This is a genomic window from Winogradskyella sp. 266wxhm, from assembly GCF_058964685.1.
Window position 1 is genome coordinate 208,933 of sequence record NZ_CM179559.1, and the last position, 20,146, is coordinate 229,078.

The 20,146-nt window shown below is 32.1% G+C and carries 18 protein-coding genes; 14 read left to right on the top strand and 4 right to left on the bottom strand.

The annotated features are described in order from the left end of the window. Positions 1-20: 20 nt before the first annotated feature. Together AC2H4K_RS00980 and AC2H4K_RS00985 are read right to left on the bottom strand one after the other, a co-directional pair. Complete coding sequence (locus tag AC2H4K_RS00980) at positions 21-1,037, bottom strand: helix-turn-helix transcriptional regulator (protein WP_493742707.1); 1,017 nt, start codon at positions 1,035-1,037, stop codon at positions 21-23. Between the two features lie 7 nt (positions 1,038-1,044). Further along, a complete protein-coding gene (locus AC2H4K_RS00985) occupies positions 1,045-2,937 on the bottom strand; it encodes a DUF262 domain-containing protein (RefSeq protein WP_493742708.1) in 1,893 nt (630 codons plus the stop codon). Positions 2,938-3,328: 391 nt separating this feature from the next. On the opposite strand from AC2H4K_RS00985, the gene dinB reads away from it, so the two are divergent. The 6 genes from dinB to AC2H4K_RS01015 all read left to right on the top strand — a co-directional run bounded on the left by dinB (position 3,329) and on the right by AC2H4K_RS01015 (position 11,024). Next, complete coding sequence (gene dinB / locus AC2H4K_RS00990; RefSeq protein ID WP_493742709.1) at positions 3,329-4,543, top strand: DNA polymerase IV; 1,215 nt, start codon at positions 3,329-3,331, stop codon at positions 4,541-4,543. After that, positions 4,543-7,539 (top strand): DNA polymerase III subunit alpha, encoded by a 2,997-nt coding sequence (locus AC2H4K_RS00995; protein ID WP_493742710.1) that lies wholly within the window; start codon positions 4,543-4,545, stop codon positions 7,537-7,539. Before dinB ends, AC2H4K_RS00995 begins: the two co-directional genes overlap by 1 nt. 20 nt (positions 7,540-7,559) lie before the next feature. Beyond that, positions 7,560-8,297 (top strand): SOS response-associated peptidase, encoded by a 738-nt coding sequence (locus tag AC2H4K_RS01000; protein ID WP_493742711.1) that lies wholly within the window; start codon positions 7,560-7,562, stop codon positions 8,295-8,297. A 231-nt stretch (positions 8,298-8,528) separates the two neighbouring features. Continuing rightward, positions 8,529-9,848 carry a tyrosine-type recombinase/integrase gene (locus AC2H4K_RS01005; RefSeq protein ID WP_281141270.1) on the top strand — a complete coding sequence of 440 codons (1,320 nt, stop codon included), beginning with the start codon at positions 8,529-8,531 and terminating at the stop codon, positions 9,846-9,848. After that, on the top strand, positions 9,845-10,570 hold the full coding sequence (locus AC2H4K_RS01010; RefSeq protein ID WP_281141269.1) for a hypothetical protein: 726 nt from the start codon (positions 9,845-9,847) through the stop codon (positions 10,568-10,570). The genes AC2H4K_RS01005 and AC2H4K_RS01010 overlap by 4 nt, the downstream gene beginning before the upstream one ends. A 37-nt stretch (positions 10,571-10,607) precedes the next feature. Further along, complete coding sequence (locus AC2H4K_RS01015; protein WP_281141268.1) at positions 10,608-11,024, top strand: FCS-Like zinc finger protein; 417 nt, start codon at positions 10,608-10,610, stop codon at positions 11,022-11,024. 16 nt (positions 11,025-11,040) lie between these two features. On the opposite strand, the gene AC2H4K_RS01020 is transcribed toward AC2H4K_RS01015, so the two are convergent. Further along, positions 11,041-11,316, bottom strand: coding sequence for a hypothetical protein (locus AC2H4K_RS01020; RefSeq protein ID WP_348634912.1), 276 nt, complete (start codon positions 11,314-11,316; stop codon positions 11,041-11,043). A 194-nt stretch (positions 11,317-11,510) separates the two neighbouring features. On the opposite strand from AC2H4K_RS01020, the gene AC2H4K_RS01025 reads away from it, so the two are divergent. The 7 genes from AC2H4K_RS01025 to AC2H4K_RS01055 all read left to right on the top strand — a co-directional run bounded on the left by AC2H4K_RS01025 (position 11,511) and on the right by AC2H4K_RS01055 (position 17,243). Continuing rightward, a complete protein-coding gene (locus AC2H4K_RS01025; RefSeq protein WP_281141266.1) occupies positions 11,511-12,644 on the top strand; it encodes a tyrosine-type recombinase/integrase in 1,134 nt (377 codons plus the stop codon). A 181-nt stretch (positions 12,645-12,825) separates the two neighbouring features. Next, a complete protein-coding gene (locus AC2H4K_RS01030) occupies positions 12,826-13,452 on the top strand; it encodes a porin family protein (RefSeq protein ID WP_493742712.1) in 627 nt (208 codons plus the stop codon). A 258-nt stretch (positions 13,453-13,710) separates the two neighbouring features. Then, positions 13,711-14,037, top strand: a complete 327-nt coding sequence (locus tag AC2H4K_RS01035) for a hypothetical protein (protein ID WP_493742713.1) — start codon at positions 13,711-13,713, stop codon at positions 14,035-14,037. Then, positions 14,000-14,338, top strand: a complete 339-nt coding sequence (locus tag AC2H4K_RS01040) for a hypothetical protein (RefSeq protein WP_493742714.1) — start codon at positions 14,000-14,002, stop codon at positions 14,336-14,338. Before AC2H4K_RS01035 ends, AC2H4K_RS01040 begins: the two co-directional genes overlap by 38 nt. A gap of 220 nt (positions 14,339-14,558) precedes the next feature. Beyond that, the gene (locus tag AC2H4K_RS01045; RefSeq protein WP_493742715.1) at positions 14,559-15,299 is read left to right on the top strand and encodes a hypothetical protein; all 741 of its coding nucleotides are present in this window, start codon (positions 14,559-14,561) and stop codon (positions 15,297-15,299) included. Between the two features lie 157 nt (positions 15,300-15,456). Continuing rightward, positions 15,457-16,374, top strand: a complete 918-nt coding sequence (locus tag AC2H4K_RS01050) for a DUF6268 family outer membrane beta-barrel protein (RefSeq protein WP_336127871.1) — start codon at positions 15,457-15,459, stop codon at positions 16,372-16,374. A 218-nt stretch (positions 16,375-16,592) separates the two neighbouring features. Continuing rightward, on the top strand, positions 16,593-17,243 hold the full coding sequence (locus AC2H4K_RS01055; RefSeq protein ID WP_493742716.1) for a hypothetical protein: 651 nt from the start codon (positions 16,593-16,595) through the stop codon (positions 17,241-17,243). 35 nt (positions 17,244-17,278) lie between these two features. On the opposite strand, the gene AC2H4K_RS01060 is transcribed toward AC2H4K_RS01055, so the two are convergent. After that, positions 17,279-18,244 (bottom strand): IS110 family RNA-guided transposase, encoded by a 966-nt coding sequence (locus tag AC2H4K_RS01060; RefSeq protein ID WP_281141647.1) that lies wholly within the window; start codon positions 18,242-18,244, stop codon positions 17,279-17,281. 431 nt (positions 18,245-18,675) lie between these two features. Between AC2H4K_RS01060 and AC2H4K_RS01065 the strand changes: the two genes are divergently transcribed. After that, positions 18,676-20,145 (top strand): serine hydrolase domain-containing protein, encoded by a 1,470-nt coding sequence (locus AC2H4K_RS01065; RefSeq protein ID WP_493742717.1) that lies wholly within the window; start codon positions 18,676-18,678, stop codon positions 20,143-20,145. The last annotated feature ends 1 nt before the right edge of the window (position 20,146 follow it).

Below are 20,146 nucleotides of genomic sequence, written 5' to 3' on the forward strand. Positions count from 1 at the left end.
CTTATTTGTAAACTATGCATTTAAACTGCACTATTATAGTTACTTTTCATTTTGATTATTGTTTTCTCTAAAGATAATCGTAATGACTGGGGATTAATTACGGTTAACCTTCCACCAAATTGAAGTAGCACACTTTCAAGCTCATAATTTGGTATTAACTTTAAAGTGATTATAGTAAAATCTTCGGTAATCTCTTTTATCTTTTGGGAACCGTGTAATGGTTTTGTTTTAATATATGGCCATAATGATTTTTCAATTCTTATGGTTATTTCAATAGGGGTTTGATTTTCGTCAAAAGTTACACCGATTATATCTTCAAAGTATTCTTTAAAATCAATATTAGTTTCTGAATACTGCTTATCTGATATTTCAATATTAATTATACGGTCTAACGCCAAATTGGTAATGTTATCAAAGTTAGGGTTTTTACCAAATGAAAACCAGCGGTTATTATACTGTTTTAGGTAATAAGGATGAAACTCAATGACATTATTTACTGCTGACTTAAAACTCTCATAAGTAACTAATAAAACCGTTTTATTGAGAATTGCGTGATATAATGTATTAATAAACTCCTTTCCCTTTAAAAATTCATTCTGATCGAACTCAATAATTTCGTTAGCCTGTTCACCAAATTGAAAGGATGCTTCTAATCTGGTGGTTATATTTTCAATCCATTCAAATTGAGGTAAACCTTTAAATCTGTTTAATGTTATTAAGGTTTCCTTTAATTCTAATGCTTCTGATTCGGTAAGCGGTTGATTATTTATAGAGAAATTAACATCACTGTAGTAATAATATACCTTTCTACCCATTTTATCTTTTTCAATGGGTGCGTTATAACCGTTCTCACTCATCATAAAAGCTATATCGTCATATACTTGCCTTTTCTGAACACCTTCTGCATTTCCTGTAAAGTTTTCAATAGCAGATTGACAAGCATTTACTAAATCATCAATAAAATACCTTTTAGATTTATTTCTGAAACATTTATCCAATGTTTGGTATCGAAGTATTTGATTCTTATTGACTGGCATCAAACAACTATTCCTTTACTATATCATCATCAATCTCATCGGTAATACCTTCTTCTTGTGATTGGTAATATGGATTGGGGTATTTATCTTGAAACCAATCTTCTGTTTTCCAGTTCTTTTTTATGAATTTCAACAATTCGTCTTCTCTATTTGTTACACTTGTGGGGTTCCATTCGTTATTGTTATCGGCAATTTCTATTTCGGAAAATGATCCGTAATAGTATTGCTTCTGTTTATTTTCGTAGCTTGAATTTCTCAACGATGAATTTTTATCAGTAGTGATCAATAGTAAATTACCCAATGAGTGTAAACACCTTTTAACTTCCTTTTCATCGTCTTTAATAGCTTCCATTTCATTTTCCCAAAATTTTTGGTAAGCTTGTGGTAGAATATGTTCTACACTTTTGGTCTTTTTACTTGCAAAATCATAAGACAATTTTGAATCCTGATTTTTTCGTAAGTATTCTTCATATTCGTATAAAAAATAAGATAAGCCAACCCACGAATAATAACCCTGCTTTTTTGAGGAGTCAAATAATTCCTTGATTTCATACTCGAACCTATCCCAATCACCATGATTATCGATGTACCAAGCCAAATAAAATTTTGCGTGCGCAATCATCTTATCATTGGTATAATCATTATGCCAATTTGAACAATGCCTATAGATATCCGCTTTACCCGTATCTGAACGTTTTCTGTTCATTGAAAATAATCTAAAGCTGAATACTTCTGCCAGTTGTGCCATCTTCAAAAGGTCAGTAGGCTTTTTAGACATCAAGCCCATAAAGCTTAATAATAATGGTCTTACCGTACTGTTATTAAGTCTATTTAATTTTTCAAAAGCCTTTTTGATTTTGTTTCGTAAGTTATTATTATCTACTTCCTTAAATGCTCCTTTTTCAGTTGGGTAATTGATAAACCTCCAATGCAAGGATGTTACTGCTAATGAGTTGACATAAGCCTCTATGTCTTTTTGCATTTTTATTGGGTCTTTTACCATTTGTTCAATGGTAAATATTTTATTTAAAATCTGGTCTTTGGCTTGGTTATCTTTTGTCCATCCGTAATAGATCGTCCAATGGTTATTTAAAAAGCTATTTTCGTCTAATGTTTGATGTGGCAATGTTAAGTTACGTAGGATAATAGCCCATTTTTGATTGATGTTGTCTATGACCTGTTTGGTACGGTGTTCTTCATCTTCAATCTTAATTTTAGTGGCTAAAAACAATAAACGGTTTTTAACAATTTCTAAATCTGAAAGTCCAATGCCTCTATTGTTCATTGTTTCGAAAACTACGCCGATGTCGCCTGTTGTGTTGACAATATATTCATTGAACATCAAGCGGTTTTCAATAGCCATTAAATATTCCAGCTCCTTGTCTTTTGCATGTGGTTGTTTAAAATATTCAGCTATATCCCTTTTTGCATTTTTTAGGTTAAAAGTGTAAAGGTTTTCGTCTGGCGAGGATAAACTTTGATGTTCTAAAATTACGGAATGGAAGTAGTTTTGGCTTACTTGGTCTATTTCGTAACGAAATAAGTATGTACCCTTATTGATAATATAATTAGCTGTTTTTTCTTTTACCTCATCTGAGTAATCTGGTTGACTTCCTAATCTTTTTAATAGATAGTTTAGAATTAACGTTATGGTGGTGAATCTCTGCTGACCATCTACCAAGTGATACATACTGTATTTAGTCATCCCTATTAATTCATCTTGGTCTTGTTTGTGAATGGTAATAGTTCCTGTGTAGTGATCTGACTCTAATTGGTTGGCATGTTTTAAATCGTTTAGTAGATCATAAATTTGTTTTGTCTTCCAACTATAACCTCTTTGGTAATCTGGTATTACATAAATGCGTTTATTATAAAAATGGCTGATTGGTTTAAGTTCCATAAGTTAATTGTCTCTTTGTTTTTTATAGCCTATTTGTTCTATATTGGCTTGTTGCGTTTATTCTCAGTTACCAAACAAGAACCGATATTAGTTTAAACAAATAAAGCGGCTCGAATGGAGTCGCTATTAATTAAGGGTCAATAAAGATAGAAAAAGTCAATAGTTAAACAAGTTTATTTTTCGTAACCTATGATTGTCTATATAAAGCCAAATGGAATTAGATTTCTTTAATTTATTAGGATTGGATCCTAAAATATAAATAACTCAAAAACTTATAACTAAATAAATGATTAACAAATACATTTGTAATTAAAGAATCAAAAACTAAATCTAATTCTTAATACTACAATTATTAGCAATAATTACTTCTATTTGTAGCTAATTTTGTAAAATGCAAAAAAGTATTTTACATCTAGATTTAGACACATTTTTTGTCTCTTGCGAGCGTCTTATTGATAGAAAGCTACAAAACAGACCGTTGTTAGTTGGTGGAACTGGCGACCGAGGTGTTGTTGCAGCTTGTAGCTATGAAACGAGACTTTTTGGTGTGCATTCTGGAATGTCAATGAAAGTTGCAAGACGATTATGTCCAGAAGCTGTTGTTATTCGTGGTAATTCATCCATATATACAAAATACTCTCATACTGTTACTGAAATCATAAAAGAAGCTGTTCCTGTTTTTGAAAAAGCTAGTGTAGATGAATTTTATGCCGATCTATCAGGCATGGATAAATTTTACGGTTGCTATAAATATGCATCTGAACTACGTAAAAGGATTATTACAGAGTCTGGATTGCCAATTTCGTTTGGTTTATCTGCTAATAAGATTGTCTCAAAAGTTGCCACAGGTGAAGCCAAACCTAATAATCAGCTAAAAATTGATACAGGATTTGAAAAAGATTTTTTAGCACCACTATCGATACGTAAAATACCTTCTGTTGGCTCAAAGACATACCAAGTATTACGAAACCTTGGTGTAGAAACGGTAAAAACCGTACAATTAATGCCGTTGGAAATGATGGTCAGTGCGTTAGGTGCTAACGGAAAGACAATTTGGAAAAGAGCAAACGGCATTGATAACCCACCGATTGTACCGTTTCATGAACGAAAATCAATATCTACTGAACGTACTTTTAATAGAGACACCATCGACATTACCGTTTTGAAAACAACCCTTTTTGCTATGGCAGAGAATTTGGCATTTCAATTAAGAAAGGGTAATAAACTTGGCGGAAGTATTAGTGTAAAGATTAGGTATTCGGATTTTAACACGTATAGCAAACAAACCAAAATACCTTATTCAAGTGCCGATCATATCATTATTCCAAGAGTAATGGAACTGTTCGAAAAGTTATATCAACGTCGCTTACTAATTAGACTGGTTGGTGTAAAAATAAGTGATATCGTAAACGGTCATTACCAGATCAATTTGTTTGATGATACCGAAGAAATGATTAACCTCTATAACGCTATGGATAAGGTACGTATGCGTTATGGTGAATTAAGTATTATGAGAGCTTCTTCTATGGGTGCAAAAACAATTGGGCGTTTTCATAATCCATTTAACGGCGAACCACCAATCCTTTTAGCTCATAGAAAACAATAATGTATCTCAATTGTCATACATATTACTCATTGCGTTTCGGAACTTTCTCTGAGATTGAACTATTAGAACTTGCTAGAGAAAATAGTATTAATTCTTTGGCCTTAACCGATATAAACAATACATCAGCCTGTCTAAATTTTATTCGAAAAGCAAAGGAATTCAATATAAAACCTATCGTAGGAATCGATTTTAGAAACGGAAACGATCAACTCTATGTAGGTCTGGCAAAAAATAATCACGGTTTCCAAGAATTAAACCGTTACCTATCTTACCATTCAGAAAAGAATATACCATTGCCAGATGAGCCTTCTAATCCGTTTGATAACTGTTATATTATTTATCCATTTGAAAAGGCTTTACAGCTTGAAAAAACGGTACTGAGACCGTACGAGTTCATTGGGGTTTCTAAAGAGGAATTAAGAAAATTACGGTTTTCAAAATTGTTGACACTTAAAGATAAGTTGGTCATTCAGCAACAAGTAACAATTAGAAACAAACGTGATTTTAATGCACACCGTTTATTACGTGCTATTGACAAAAATACCCTTTTAAGTAAGCTCGATAAATCAGAAGAGTGTTTAACAACGGATAAAATGCTTTGTAAAGTAGAACTTGAAGAAACTTTCAAAGATTTTCCGTTTATAATTGATAATACCAAACGAATTATTGAAAACTGTAACATCGATTTTGAGTTTGGAAATAATAGAAAATCACAAAACCTAAGGTTATATACCAGTTCTTTTGAAGAGGACTATGAAATGTTAGAAAGTTTATGTTTTAAAAACCTAAAGAAACGGTACTCCAACCCTTCATCTAAGGTGATGAAACGGTTAAAAACGGAACTTGAAACTATAAAAACCCTAGATTTTGTCTCTTTTTTTCTGATTAATTATGATATTGTGTCTTATGCTAAAAGCAAAGGCTATTTTCATGTAGGTCGTGGTAGTGGTGCCAATAGTATAGTAGCTTACATTATCGGAATTACAGATGTTGATCCTATAGAACTCGACCTATACTTTGAACGTTTTATCAATCCCTTTAGAGCTTCACCACCAGACTTTGATATTGACTTCTCGTGGAAAGATAGAGATGATGTCACGGATTATATTTTCAGACGTTTTGAAAACACAGCTTTAATGGCTACCTACAATACATTTAAATATCGTGCTGTAGTTAGGGAATTGGGCAAAGTCTTTGGTTTACCCAAAGAAGAAATAGACAAGTTAAGTAAGGGTAACTATTTATTACATAGTTTAGACGAAATTTCAAGACTCGTCCTTCGCTATGGCAAGTTAATTGAAGGATTTCCAAACTATTTAAGTGTACATTCCGCAGGTATCTTAATATTAGAAAATCCCATTCACTACTATTCGGCAACTGATCTACCACCAAAAGGATTTCCTACTGTTCAGTTTGATATGATAATTGCTGAAGATGTTGGTATATTCAAATTTGATATTTTAGGTCAAAGAGGATTGGCTAAAATTAAGGATGCTTTAGATATCATTAAAATCAATAGACCAGATGTAAGTGAAATAGACATTACTAATGTAGAAGCTTTCAAAGCAGATAAGAAGATCAATCAACTTTTAAAAACGGGTGGTGCTATTGGTGCATATTATGTTGAATCTCCTGCCATGCGTGGACTTATGCAACAACTGCAAACTGAAGATTATTTAGGTTTGGTAGCTGCCAGTTCAATAATTAGACCAGGCGTATCTAGTTCTGGTATGAAGGATGAATTTATAAAACGGCATAGAAACCCTGAAAACCGTAAAAATGCACATCCCATATTAATGAAAATTATGCCAGAGACCTATGGTGTTATGGTGTATCAAGAAGATGTTTTGAAAGTTGCCAATCAGTTTGCTGACCTTACTCTTGGTGAAGCAGATATTTTACGACGTGGTATGAGTGGCAAATACAGGTCCAGAAAGGAATTTCTGGAAGTTGAACAAAAGTTCATTTCTAATTGTAGAAACAAAGGTTTTAAAGATGACTTAATATTAGAGGTTTGGAATCAGATTAAAAGTTTTGCTGGTTATGCTTTTGCCAAAGGCCATTCCGCTTCCTATGCTGTAGAAAGTTATCAAAGTTTGTTTTTAAAATGCTATTATCCATTGGAATTTATGACTGCTGTTTTGAATAATGGTGGTGGTTTTTACAGTACAGAACATTATTTGCATGAAGCAAAAAAACAAGGTGCAGAAATTTGTCTACCGTGTATAAATAGTAGCGATCATCCCAATAGATTAATTGGAAAGTCCATTTATCTCGGTTTTGGTTACCTCAAAAATTTAGAAACATACACTATAAAAAGAATACTTACTGAACGTCAACTTCATGGGAATTTTAAATCGTTGGATGATTTTATAGACCGTGTTTCAATAAGTATTGAGCAGTTAACTATATTAATCCGTATTGATGCTTTCCGCTTTACTAAGAAATATAAAACCGAATTGTTATGGCAGGCTATTTTCAAACTAAATGCTTCAAGTGATAAAAGTAAACAATCACAATTATTCAAGATTCAACATAAGCAGTTTGAATTACCTAAACTAAAAACTAATTGGATAGAAAATGCCTATGATGAAATGGAACTTCTTGGCTTTCCGATTTGTAATTATTTTAAATTGGTTAATAAGAAAATGCAAGGAGGTATACTAGCAAAAGATATGAAAGACTATATCGGAAAAAATGTGGTCATCTATGGTTCTCTTGTTACTACTAGATTTAATAAAACCTCACAAGGTAAGTTGATGAGATTAAGTACATTTATTGATAAAAAAGGCGACTATTTCGATGCTGTACATTTTAGTGATGTTGTAGATAAATATCCTATAAATGGTTTGGGTGTTTATTGCTGCTACGGAACGATTAAAGATAGATTTGGCTTTTACAGTATGGTGATAGTTAAAAGCAAAAAATTATCGATAATACCTGATCCCAGAAATGCTTCTTACCTTAGTTTAAAAACTGTCAACAGGATTTCTTAATTTTAAGAAAAAAATAGAATATGTGTTTTCACACCAGCACTACTGATAAGGTCAAAAAATTAGAGAAGCATTTCAACGTTAACATAGTTGATTCTTCTATGGAATCCTATTTTGATAAACCTACTTATCATCATAACGGTTTTTCTCACCCAAATATGCTTGTTATACCTCAAGAACGTTCAGACGTTTTAGCACCAGGAATTTGGGGTATAGTACCAAACTATAAAACTAAGGTCGAAATAAAAGAATACTATAAGGAATCTGTAAGCTATGGAGGTGGTTTAAATGCTAGATCAGAAAAAGCATTTGATCACTTTATTTATAAGGAGGCAATTATGGAAAACCGTTGCATAATACCTGTTTCTGGTTTCTTTGAACCACATGACCATAAAGGAAAAAAATATCCTTTTTATTTTAAAGACAAAGCTGATAAACCTCTAGCATTAGCAGGACTTTATACTGTAATTGACACCTACATAACTTTTACCATCCTGACGAAAGAAGCGTCTCCATTATTTGCTAAAATCCATAACAAAAAAAATAGGCAACCTCTAATATTGAATGAGAACTTAACACATAATTGGTTGTCCGTTGATTTAAAGGAATCAGATATTGAAGATATCCTTCATTTTAGTTATCCAGAAGATAAATTGGATGCTTACTCCGTAAGCAAAGATTTGTTTAGTCCCAAAGTGGATAGTAATGTTGAATCAATAATCCATGAAATCAATTATTCTGAACTAACCAAAATCAAATAAAAAATATCAACTTATTTTAATATATTTGAAGCATTAATCAGTGAACACAAACCGAACACGATTTGAACACGATTTAACATTTTGTAAATTTATAAATAATTGAAAATCAGTATTTTAAAAATTGATTTTGTCAATTCATAACCCGGAGGTCTCGAGTTCAAATCTCGATCTCGCTACGAAACATAAAAGTCAGAATTTAAACGGTTTAGGTTTTCTCTAAACCGTTTTTTTATGCTTTCAATTAAAGAAATCATTACTTTTGCATACGATAGTGCATACGATTTGTCTGAAAAACAACTTTTTACAACACCTAAAATCTACACTGCTAAGGGAGACCTGAACAAACGTTGGTATGTCTATTTTTCCTTTAGAAACCCTAATACTGGTAAACTTAAGCGACTTACCCCTTTTTATGGTGAGGCAAATAAATACAAAACCAAAGAGGAACGTCTAGAGGTTCTTACAGTATACAGAAAAACATTACTGAAGTTACTTAAACTAGGTTACAATCCTTTTGAGGATAATACAGAACTTTTTAACAAGCTAAACAATAAAAGTAAACGATCTGAAAAAAAGAATAACACTAATAGTGAAATAGAACAAGAAAAGAAAAAGCTCTCTGAACAGGAAAGTCTTGAGAATAAAATGATGATTGAGGAGGCTTTTCAACTAGGCTTAAAACTCAAAGAAAATACGGTAAGTGACCGAACACTAAAGGATTATGAGAATAAGGTATATTTGTTTTTAAATTGGTCAAAAATTAATCATGCTGAAATTAAAACGGTTGACCAATTGAATAAAGCCGTCTTTCAAAACTATTTGAATTACGTCTTAGCAAAGTCATCACCTCGTAACAGGAATAATTACAGAACAGATTTAAGTAGCGTTGTACAAGTATTGGTCGATAATGAAATATTAAAGGACAATTATCTCAAGAAAATCAAAAAATTGAATGCCAAACCTCAAAGACATAAAACCTATTCGAGCGAGATAGAAAATGAGATTTTTAATTATCTAGAGGAAAATGATCCTATTTTGTTATTATTTATTAAGTTTTACGCTTATGCTTTTATGAGACCTATTGAAGTCTGTAGAATAAGGGTAATGGATATAAACATTAAGGACAAGACCATAGTATTCAGGGCAAAAAACAGTACGCTAAAGACCAAAATACTTCCACAAATACTTTTGGATGATCTACCTGACCTATCTAGTTTAGAATCAAATTCTTTACTTTTCAGTCCCAATAAGATAGGTGCGCAATGGGACGCTAATGAAAACAGTAGAAGGGATCATTTTACAAAAAGGTTTAAGAAAGTTGTGAAAGACCATTTTAAACTTGGAACGGACTACGGACTTTACAGTTTTAGACACACTTTTGTTACCAAACTTTATAGAGAACTTATTAAAGAATCATCTCCAAATGAGGCAAAAAGTAGATTAATGCAGATTACCGGTCATACTACAATGGCAGCAGTAGAAAAATATCTTCGTGATATTGACGCTGAATTACCAAAGGATTATTCTGAAATGCTAAAACAAAGCAAATGAAAGAAGAATCTTTATATGATTTTCACTTAGGGTTAATTCCTAATTTGGTAACTGAACTATACTTCTATTTACCTAAAGATAGAATAAATCAAAACATAGTAGAAAAAATAGATCTTTTAAAAGATTCAAGCGTTTATAATAAAGTTTTAGTATTAGATTATCATAAGGGGCCTATCTACTATAATAAAGACAGAAGTCTTAAAGAAATTGTATTGGTAGAAGGAAGAATTGAAAAGAACATTTTTCAATTGCTAGAAAAGAAAAGTGAAATTTCTGAAGACCAGTTTAAATATATTCTAGATAAATACTTTGAATATGTAGACAGCATGCTTTATTGTGCCGAATGGATGTATAAAAATCTAAATAATTTTATTTCATGTGATGTAAAATTAAAAAATATCTTCTTCATTCAATTTAGGCGATTTGAAAAGCATTTTAACGCATTAGTCCAAACTTTCTACATAAACAAAACTATTCCAAAGGCTAATTACAACACAAGTAGGATATGGGAAATTTTTATTCCTAAATCAAAGTCTTCTTTATTGGAGAAGCATCATAAAATTGAGAATAAAGCAAATGAAAAAACATCTGGATTCAACAAAAACCAGCAAGATGTTGTAAAGTATGAATTCGAGAATCCAAAGAAAAAACCTTTGATAAGCGAACAAGAAGCTAAGAAAATTTTATTAAAAAAGTTTTTTGGAATAAATATTAAAGACTAATTTAAGCGTAAATTAAACGTTTAATTTACGCTTATTTATGAAATTTACAAACTTTTGCAACTACTGCGGTAAAGAATATATTCCTAAGCGACGTGGTGTACAACAGTTTTGCAGTAACTCCTGTAGAAGCAGGAATTGGCAAGTCAAACAAAAGAGAAATAAATTGACTACCACTAAAGAGAATAGTGTTATACCTGAAATAGTTAAACCGTCTGAAAACAATAAAATTACAACTGCGGGAATAGCAAATGCTGCACTTGGATTTGGAGCTGCAACTTTAACCCAACATTTATTCACCCCAAAACATCAAAAGAACGCAACGAAAGAAGATATTCAAAAGTTATCGTCACTTATAAAAGGGCAACGTTATTTTCTTGTAAATAACTTACCAATTGATCAATTTAGAAGGAAACCATTTTACGATATTGAAACAGGAAATGTTATATATCTATAAATATAGATTCATATTCTTACCTCATATAATTTTGCCATTTAATAAGTAAATACTTATTGCTATCTTTTTCTTTCTTACTCAAAAAACCATACTCATAAACAAACAGATAGACATCGCCTTTTGCATTCTTCCAGTAATGAGTAAAAAATTTGGGATTAAATCCCTCTGTTTTCAAAACTGATTGCCTTACAATTGCCTTACCTGCTTTATTATATTCTTTTAGTATTTTTCTGTTTAACCGTAATTGATTATCTACTTTGTGGTAAAAACCTTGTGGATTTTCCCTTTTCATCTTATACTGATATGCACTCTTACATTGAGGGTCGCAGTATTTTTTATCAACCCTTCCTTTAAGTTTCCTACCACAGTTTAGGCAATTACTCTGAAATCCGCTCATTATCTAAACTTAAATGTATATTATACGTAAGCTATTCGTATAATATACAGCTTTTATTTTTACTAGCCCTATTTTTGATTAAAGTAAATATGAAAGATAGAATCCAAATAACATTAAAACCTTTATGGTATAATAACCGTAAACTTGTAGCCATTGATTTTCATAATAATGAAAGCGTAAAAGAATATATTAATTCTTTGGAAGGTGTTCGCTACAGTAATATATATAAAACACATTACGTAATTTACCGAAGTAACATAATTAATGAGCTCTTTAACTATTTTAGAGCTAAGAAATGGTTCGTAGATTATTCTGCCTTTAAAGAAAACAACTCAAAACCCAAGAGAGAAGTAAACTATAGAGAAAACTATAAACTACCTCCGCTAAAAGATGAAAGCCTCAAGGAGCTCAAAAGTTTTGGAAAATGGCTTTTACAAAAACGTTTTAGCAAGAATACCGTACATACCTATGTGGAAGTTACTGGTCTTTTTATACGTTATATGGAACTTAAACAAATCAGCACAATATCTTCTCGGAGTGTAGAACAGTTCAACTATGATTTTATATTCAGCACAAAAAAATCCGTGTCCTATCAGAACCAATGTATTAGCGGTATAAAGCAGTTTATAGCTTTTAAGAAACTAACCATTGAAAATATTGATATTAAAAGACCGAACAAGGATAAAAAGTTACCAACTGTTTTGAGCAAACTTGAAGTAAAATCTATATTGGATGCTACCAAAAACCTAAAGCACAAAACGCTTTTGAGCTTAGTTTACTCTGCTGGACTTAGAATTGGTGAAGCCCTTAACATAAGACCGGATGACATAGATACCGAGAGGGGACTTATTCATATTAGGTCGGCAAAAGGAAGAAAAGACCGCTACACCCTACTTGCTCCTAGCTTGGTTCCCTTACTTCAAGCTTATTTAAATCATTATACTCCAAAACACTTTCTTTTCGAAGGACGTAATGGTGAAACCTACACTCAAGTAAGCGCAAGACAGGTTTTGAAAAAGGCTCTAAGGCTTGCAGGTATAAAAAAATATGCAACTTTGCATACGCTTAGGCACAGTTTTGCTACTCATTTGTTAGAAGGCGGAACCGATATTAGGTACATCCAAGAACTATTGGGGCATAACAGTCCAAAAACTACTATGATCTATACTCATGTTTCATCGACTAATTTAAGTAAAATTAAAAACCCTTTCGACAATTTGTAAAAAGTGATTATATTAGAAATCAAAATATTAAAAGTTGTATATCGATGAAAAAAAATCAAAAAATCATCGTTATACCTCCATAATGGAACATTATGGAACTTTTAATAACTCATATAAACAAGTTGCCCACAATTATAAAAAAACTCGAACTAAATTAAAATCAAGAATTAAAACAAAACTTATGAAAAAACTCAATTTTATCTTCACATATGTCTTCTTATTTTCAATTTCATTTGTTCAATCTCAAGAGGAAAACCAAAATTCGAAATTTAGTATTATCGCTTATGGAGGAATAGGTTACACGAAAGTCCAAAATGATTTGGAACTTGATTATGATTTAAATGTAAATACGGCTGAAATTCTAATCAATTACAAAATATGGAATGATATAGGTATAGCATCTGGAATTGGGTATTCAGAGTTAAGCGGTGCTGGTTATAATTCAACAGGCAATTTTTATCACGAACGAAATGTTGTTAAAATTCCTCTTCTTTTAACAGCAAATAAAAACTTTTCTGAAAATCTAGTAATTTTTGCGAATTTTGGGTTTTATGGACAAACAATTGTTAAAGATGAATTTCGATATTTATTAACAACAAGAGATGATATTTATGAAGGATTAAATTTTGGAGCACAATTAGGTTTAGGACTTGGATATCAAATTGATGAAAGATTTGCTATCGGATTTAATTTAAGCGCACAATCAGATTTTAACAGTTTTGAAACAACGAATAACACTATCGTAAATAACAAACAAAAGCATAAAAATTTGACAACGGTTGGAATATTTGGGACAATCAGTTTGTGAAAATAACTGTGGGCAACAACGTATATAGCTCATAGCTTGGTAGTTGCTTAATCGAAGTTAAGGCATATTTGGAAAGTCGCCAAATTTTTAAATTTGACGATTTCCAATAAAAAGATAAATAGTAAAATTTAAAAATCTGGCTTGTGCTTAACCGAATAGTTATCGCTATTTTGCACGCTACGAGCCATATACAAGACCGTTGCCCACAATTATAAAAAAACTCGAACTAAATTAAAATCAAGAATTAAAACAAAACTTATGAAAAAACTCAATTTTATCTTCACATATGTCTTCTTATTTTCAATTTCATTTGTTCAATCTCAAGAGGAAAACCAAAATTCGAAATTTAGTATTATCGCTTATGGAGGAATAGGTTACACGAAAGTCCAAAATGATTTGGAACTTGATTATGATTTAAATGTAAATACGGCTGAAATTCTAATCAATTACAAAATATGGAATGATATAGGTATAGCATCTGGAATTGGGTATTCAGAGTTAAGCGGTGCTGGTTATAATTCAACAGGCAATTTTTATCACGAACGAAATGTTGTTAAAATTCCTCTTCTTTTTAACAGCAAATAAAAACTTTTCTGAAAATCTAGTAATTTTTGCGAATTTTGGGTTTTATGGACAAACAATTGTTAAAGATGAATTTCGATATTTATTAACAACAAGAGATGATATTTATGAAGGATTAAATTTTGGAGCACAATTAGGTTTAGGACTTGGATATCAAATTGATGAAAGATTTGCTATCGGATTTAATTTAAGCGCACAATCAGATTTTAACAGTTTTGAAACAACGAATAACACTATCGTAAATAACAAACAAAAGCATAAAAATTTGACAACGGTTGGAATATTTGGGACAATCAGTTTGTGAAAATAACTGTGGGCAACAACGTATATAGCTCATAGCTTGGTAGTTGCTTAATCGAAGTTAAGGCATATTTGGAAAGTCGCCAAATTTTTAAATTTGACGATTTCCAATAAAAAGATAAATAGTAAAATTTAAAAATCTGGCTTGTGCTTAACCGAATAGTTATCGCTATTTTGCACGCTACGAGCCATATACAAGACCGTTGTGTGTCATTTGAGAAACAATGAAAAACCATTTAATAATCTTACTTCTAATTCTAACTTCTTGCAATTCTGACAAAATTGACAAAGCGGAATTTAATGCCTTTTCGGACATTGAAATTCGATTTAGAACTGGAGATGAAAGAATTGAATTTTACTCAATGGACATTTTTAAAAATGGAGAAAAAATAAAAGCAATTAAAAAAAGTCCGTTTTATTATTATGGCTCTGGAACTGACTCAACTTGGACAACTGAAATTGGAAAATCGGACTTGAAATTAATAAACGAATTTATTAATAAAGCCAAATCGATTAAAGATACTTGTTCTTTCAATTCTTCTTCAATTGACTACTACGACATCAAAACCAACGGAAAAGAAATAAAAATTATCGGAAACTGCGAATGGAATGGAATTGATTATGACAGTTTAGAAAGTAAAATTTTCAAACATAAATTCGTTGAATTAAAGAAAAAACGTGAAATCGTTGCTGACTCTTTAGTAAAAAGCTTTAACGGAGTTTGGAATGTTTCTGGTTGGGAAAATGGAGTTCTTAAAAATCGGAATTTAACACTTACGAGAACAACAGAAAACGAACCAAAAATTGACGGAATTTATCGCTGGACTTTTGACAAAACAAAAGAATCGGAATTCAAAAAGAATTTAGATATTGACGAAGGAAGTACTCTAATTGAAATTGGTGCTTCAACTTACGAAGTTCTAAATATCGGAACTGATAAAATTGAATTAAAATATTTGTGGTAAAAAAAACGCCACACAACACCGGCTATAGTTCATTGCTTCTGACTTTCCTATCGGAAAGTCCTCGCAAATTTGCTATCTTCGGTTTACGGCGGAAAATCCTCGCGGATTTTCACGCAACGAAACCATAGCCAAACACGTTGGTAGTAATTTAACCCAAATGATGACTAAGAGATTAATTATAATATTGACAGCTACTTTAGCAATAAATCTAACTTATGCTCAAAGTAAAACAGATTCTTTACAATACAAAAGACTTACCAAATTTCCAGTTTTTTCAACAAACTATTTTAATTATAGTAGTTCTGAATTTGATATCAATAATCAAAAAGGAAAAATTGAGATGGATGAATGGACTACTATGCTTCAATTCGCTTTTCCTATAAAAGAAAAAAAATGGTATTTATCTAATAGAGTTCAATATACCTATTTTACATTTGAGGCAACAACTGAGCTAACCAATTTCAAAGCTTCAAAAGACTTTCATTCCATCGCCTATTCTATAGGAATAATTAAAATTTTACCCAAACGCTGGAAATTAGTAGCAAGTTTCACACCTACTCTAGCTTCTGATTTTGAAGAATCATTGCATTCGGACGACTTCATTTTTCAAGCAGCAGCTTTAGCAATGAAAAGGTCATCCCAAAATTTTGAATATGGATTTGGAGTCGCCTATACGACAAGGTTTGGTAATGCGACTTTAATTCCACTAGTAAACTTAACTTATAAAGTTAATAATTGGGAGACTTTGGTGATATTACCAGCGTATATTTCACAGAACTATTTATTTAATAAAAACACCAAATTAGGTGGGAAATTAGCTGTTTACGGTAATTTATATAATGCCGTATTTAGTAATACCACCTCAAATATAGATTTAAACCGTGTTTCTTATTCCAGAATTACAATAGGCCCAGATTTTCAGACCAAATTATTTGGAGATTTTCATTTGAATGTTGGTGCTGGTATAGCAATGCGTAATATATTGGAATTTCAGGATGATGACTTAAATTCAGAATTAGATTTTAGTACTGATAATAAGTTCTTCTTCAACATAGGAATAAAATTATTGAAGTAAAAACTACTACCAACAACGTGTATAAAGCATAGCTATTATAGGCTTTCCGAGAGGTTTTTGTATATTTACAAAGTACGCCAAATTTTTTATTTGGTTATATTTATAAAGAAAATTAAACATAAAAATAAAAAATTCGGCTCGTGCTAAATCCGAAAAGTTAGTGTCTATTTATACGCTACGTTTCATACACAAGACCGTTGGCGTTAATTTGAGAAAAAATGGAACATACAATAAAAATGTTTCTGAAAATAGGAAAAGAGGAACATATCAAAGACCTTTATGAAAACGGAACTGTTTACATAAATACGATTGAATATTTTAGAAAAATCGAAGATGAGGAATTACGTGGAGATGGATACGAAGGAGCTTCCGAAATAATTAATTCCTTGCCTGGAACTTTTAAAATCCCAGGAATCGACCGAGAATTTAAGTATGAGAAAATCCATATAAAAAAGTCTTTCGAAAAAGTTCTCGGAAACATCTACTCACTTTATTGCATTTCATCAAAGGGTTTTCCAAATCCTTTAGACTTTAAACTGGATGAAAAGAATTTAAGGTTCGGAACTCATTGCTTAATGATAAAAGACAATCAATATTTCTTTGACAAAATCCAATCTGAACTGAAAAACCGTGGATTTGAATATAGACACGGATTTGTAGATTACTATGATAAAGACAAAATCAGCAATAAAAAACTGACTTTATTTGACAAACCCAAAGAATTTGAATACCAAAAAGAGTTTAGGTTTTACGTTCACAATAAAGAACTTAAACCTATCAAATTACAAATCGGAAGTCTGAAAGGGAAAGCCGAAATAATAGAAGCAAAACATTTGACTGAACTAAAACTTGAACTGAATAAAAACTAACGCCAACAAAGAACTGAGTTAAAAACCAAGCTTTTCTAGTTTAAATTTGACACATAATTTTCATCAAAGGGTAATTTTGATTTAGCAATAGCAAAGGCCTGTTTCAGTAGCTTGTTAGCTACCGCGATTAAGGCTAATTTTTTACTCTTGCCTTTGGCTATAATACGCTCGTATAACTCTCTGCAAGCCTTGTTATGATTGCATGCTGAAAATGCGCATAAAAAAAGCAGGTTTCTTAATTTCCTGTTTCCGATCTTACTGATCCTACTTCGTCCTCTAACACTACTGCCAGATGCTCTTATGGTTGGCGTAATACCAACATAACTGCACAATTGTTTAGCATTTTCAAACTTATTAAAGCCATCTGTTAGTACTATTAAAAATAAGGCTGTTTTTACTCCTATTCCTGGGATGCTCTTCAATAGTGTTAGTTGGTCTTGCTGTTCGCTTTTTACCAGTTCTAAAAGCCGCTCTTCTAAGCCTTTTATTTCCTTGGTAAGGTATCCTTGGTTTCTTTTGAGCGATTGATACACAAAACGTGATGGTTTCCCTAAGGCTTCTTCTCCTTTGATCTTGTTTTTGATGGCTGTACGCTGTTTTATATAAATATCCAATAACCTGAAAAGCTGCAAACATTCTGCCTGAACCTCTGTTAAGGCACTATACAAAGGAACAGCATTGTGCTCACCATAATCGCATATGGCCTTTGCATCGCTCTTATCGGTCTTTACTTTTGACAAGCGCATCTGGATAAAGCGTTTTACAGATAAGGGATTAACAACTGAGACAGTCACACCATGCGTGTGCAAATACTGCGCTAATCGGTAATGGTAGTAGCCCGTGGCTTCCATTATTACTAGTGCATTTTGTGGTAATGCTTTTAAAAGTAACTTAAAGCCTTTGTCATCATTGTTTAATTGATTGTGACCACTCGCTGTACTATAAACATCGAAGACGCTTTTACTGATGTCTATACCATAAATTTCTTTATCTTTAGTCATATGAAGTGATTTTGAAAGGACAATCTACTTTAGCATCAACAACTTAAAAACGAGCTCTAAAGGCTCACAGAACTGAACGATATCTAAGTAGAAAAGAGAGGGGATTATCATTGTTGTCGAAGTCTGTGCTTCACTGTATAACTTAACCTTAATCCTCTCTTTTGTGCTTTCTGATTAATAGTCTAAATGTAATGGATTGTAAACTTAAGATGTATAACCGCAATTACGGCGGATTCGACTACGTCCGAATCCACTCGGAATTGCTAACGTCTGTTCTAAACCGAAAATCATTATCTTTAATCCCGTAACTGACGGTTATACGAGACCGTTACCACACATTTTGAGACAATAGTTTTGACAAGTTCGATTAATTCCAACCAAAAACTGTAACACTTTCAGAATTCTGTAATCTTTATAGAAAACAATCAAAAATGAATAAACTTATTCTTCTCTTTTTTATAGCAATTATTGGATGTACCACCAAAACTTCCGAATCCAATATTAAAAACAGCAAAAATGACCAGCATAATAATATACACATAGAAAATATTCAGAAAAATCTAGTCCCAATTCATTATTTAAAAGGTTATCCCGATAGTAAATCCATTACCCAGATGATGGTGGAAGAAAAGGTACCCGGCGTTAGTATTGCATTTATTGAAAATGATAAAATAGCTTGGCAAAAATCCTATGGCTATGCTAATTTGCAAGATTCAATTCCTGTAAATCCGAATACATTATTCAACGGAGCTTCCCTGAGTAAGCCTGTTGCGGCTATGACTGCTTTAAATCTCGTAGAAAAAGGCTATATAAATCTGAACGATGAGGTCAATATCTATCTTAAGGATTGGAAAGTTCCCGACAACAAATTCACCGAGCAAGAAAAAGTTACCTTAAAAAGACTTATAGGCCACACGGCAGGGATAGATAACGATGTGCCAAAATCATATTTTCTTAACGAAGAAGCCCCAAATATCAACCAGTTGCTGTCAGGGACGAAACCATCCGTTGACCCATCTGCTTCCGTGGTTTATGTTCCGGGTGAAAAAGAAAAATATTCAAATCCCGGTTATTCTATCATTCAAAAATTGATTGAAGATGTGTCCGATAAAAAATTTGAATTTGTGGCAGAAGAATTGATATTCGAACCTTGTGGAATGAACCATAGTTCATTTGAGCAGCCCCTTCCTGCCAATTTATTAGAAAACACCGCTACCGGGTATTCAAACGATCTAACACCTTATCCTTATAAAGTTTTTCCTTGGAAAGCTGCAGGTGGGATTTGGACAACCCCTGCGGATTTGGGTAAATTTTTAATCACATTATTAGAGGATTATCATTCAGGTAAAAACGTCATTCTGTCTAAAAAAATGGCAGATAGCGTATTTCAGAAAAAACCCGAGCGATTGGGGTTTGGAAAGCTATACAATCAGGAAAAGCAGGATTTGCTATTTGAGCATTGGGGCAGTAATTCAGGTTTTACTTGCTATATGGTTGCTTCGCTCAATAAAAAGCAAGGTGTGGTAATTATGAACAATGGTGATAATGGAACAGTTCTGTTAAGCTATATTGCAAGAGCGATAGCACAAGAATATAAGTGGGATTTTTTGCAACCCACCGTGTTTGAGACTTTTAAATTACCTGTGGAAAATTTGAATGCCTTTGTTGGAACATATACAGGTGGGAACGAGTTAATGGAATTTAAAATCGAAAATGAGAATCTTATTTTAACAGATGATGAAACTAATAATACTATGCTCATACCGGTTGGTGAAAGCAAATTCATTTTACCGGATAACAATAATCTCTACGAATTTTTAACAGGTAAAAACAACAAAGTCAACTATGTCCGCATAACAAATTCAGACAGCTTTAACAATGATTATTGGAAACAAGAATAAT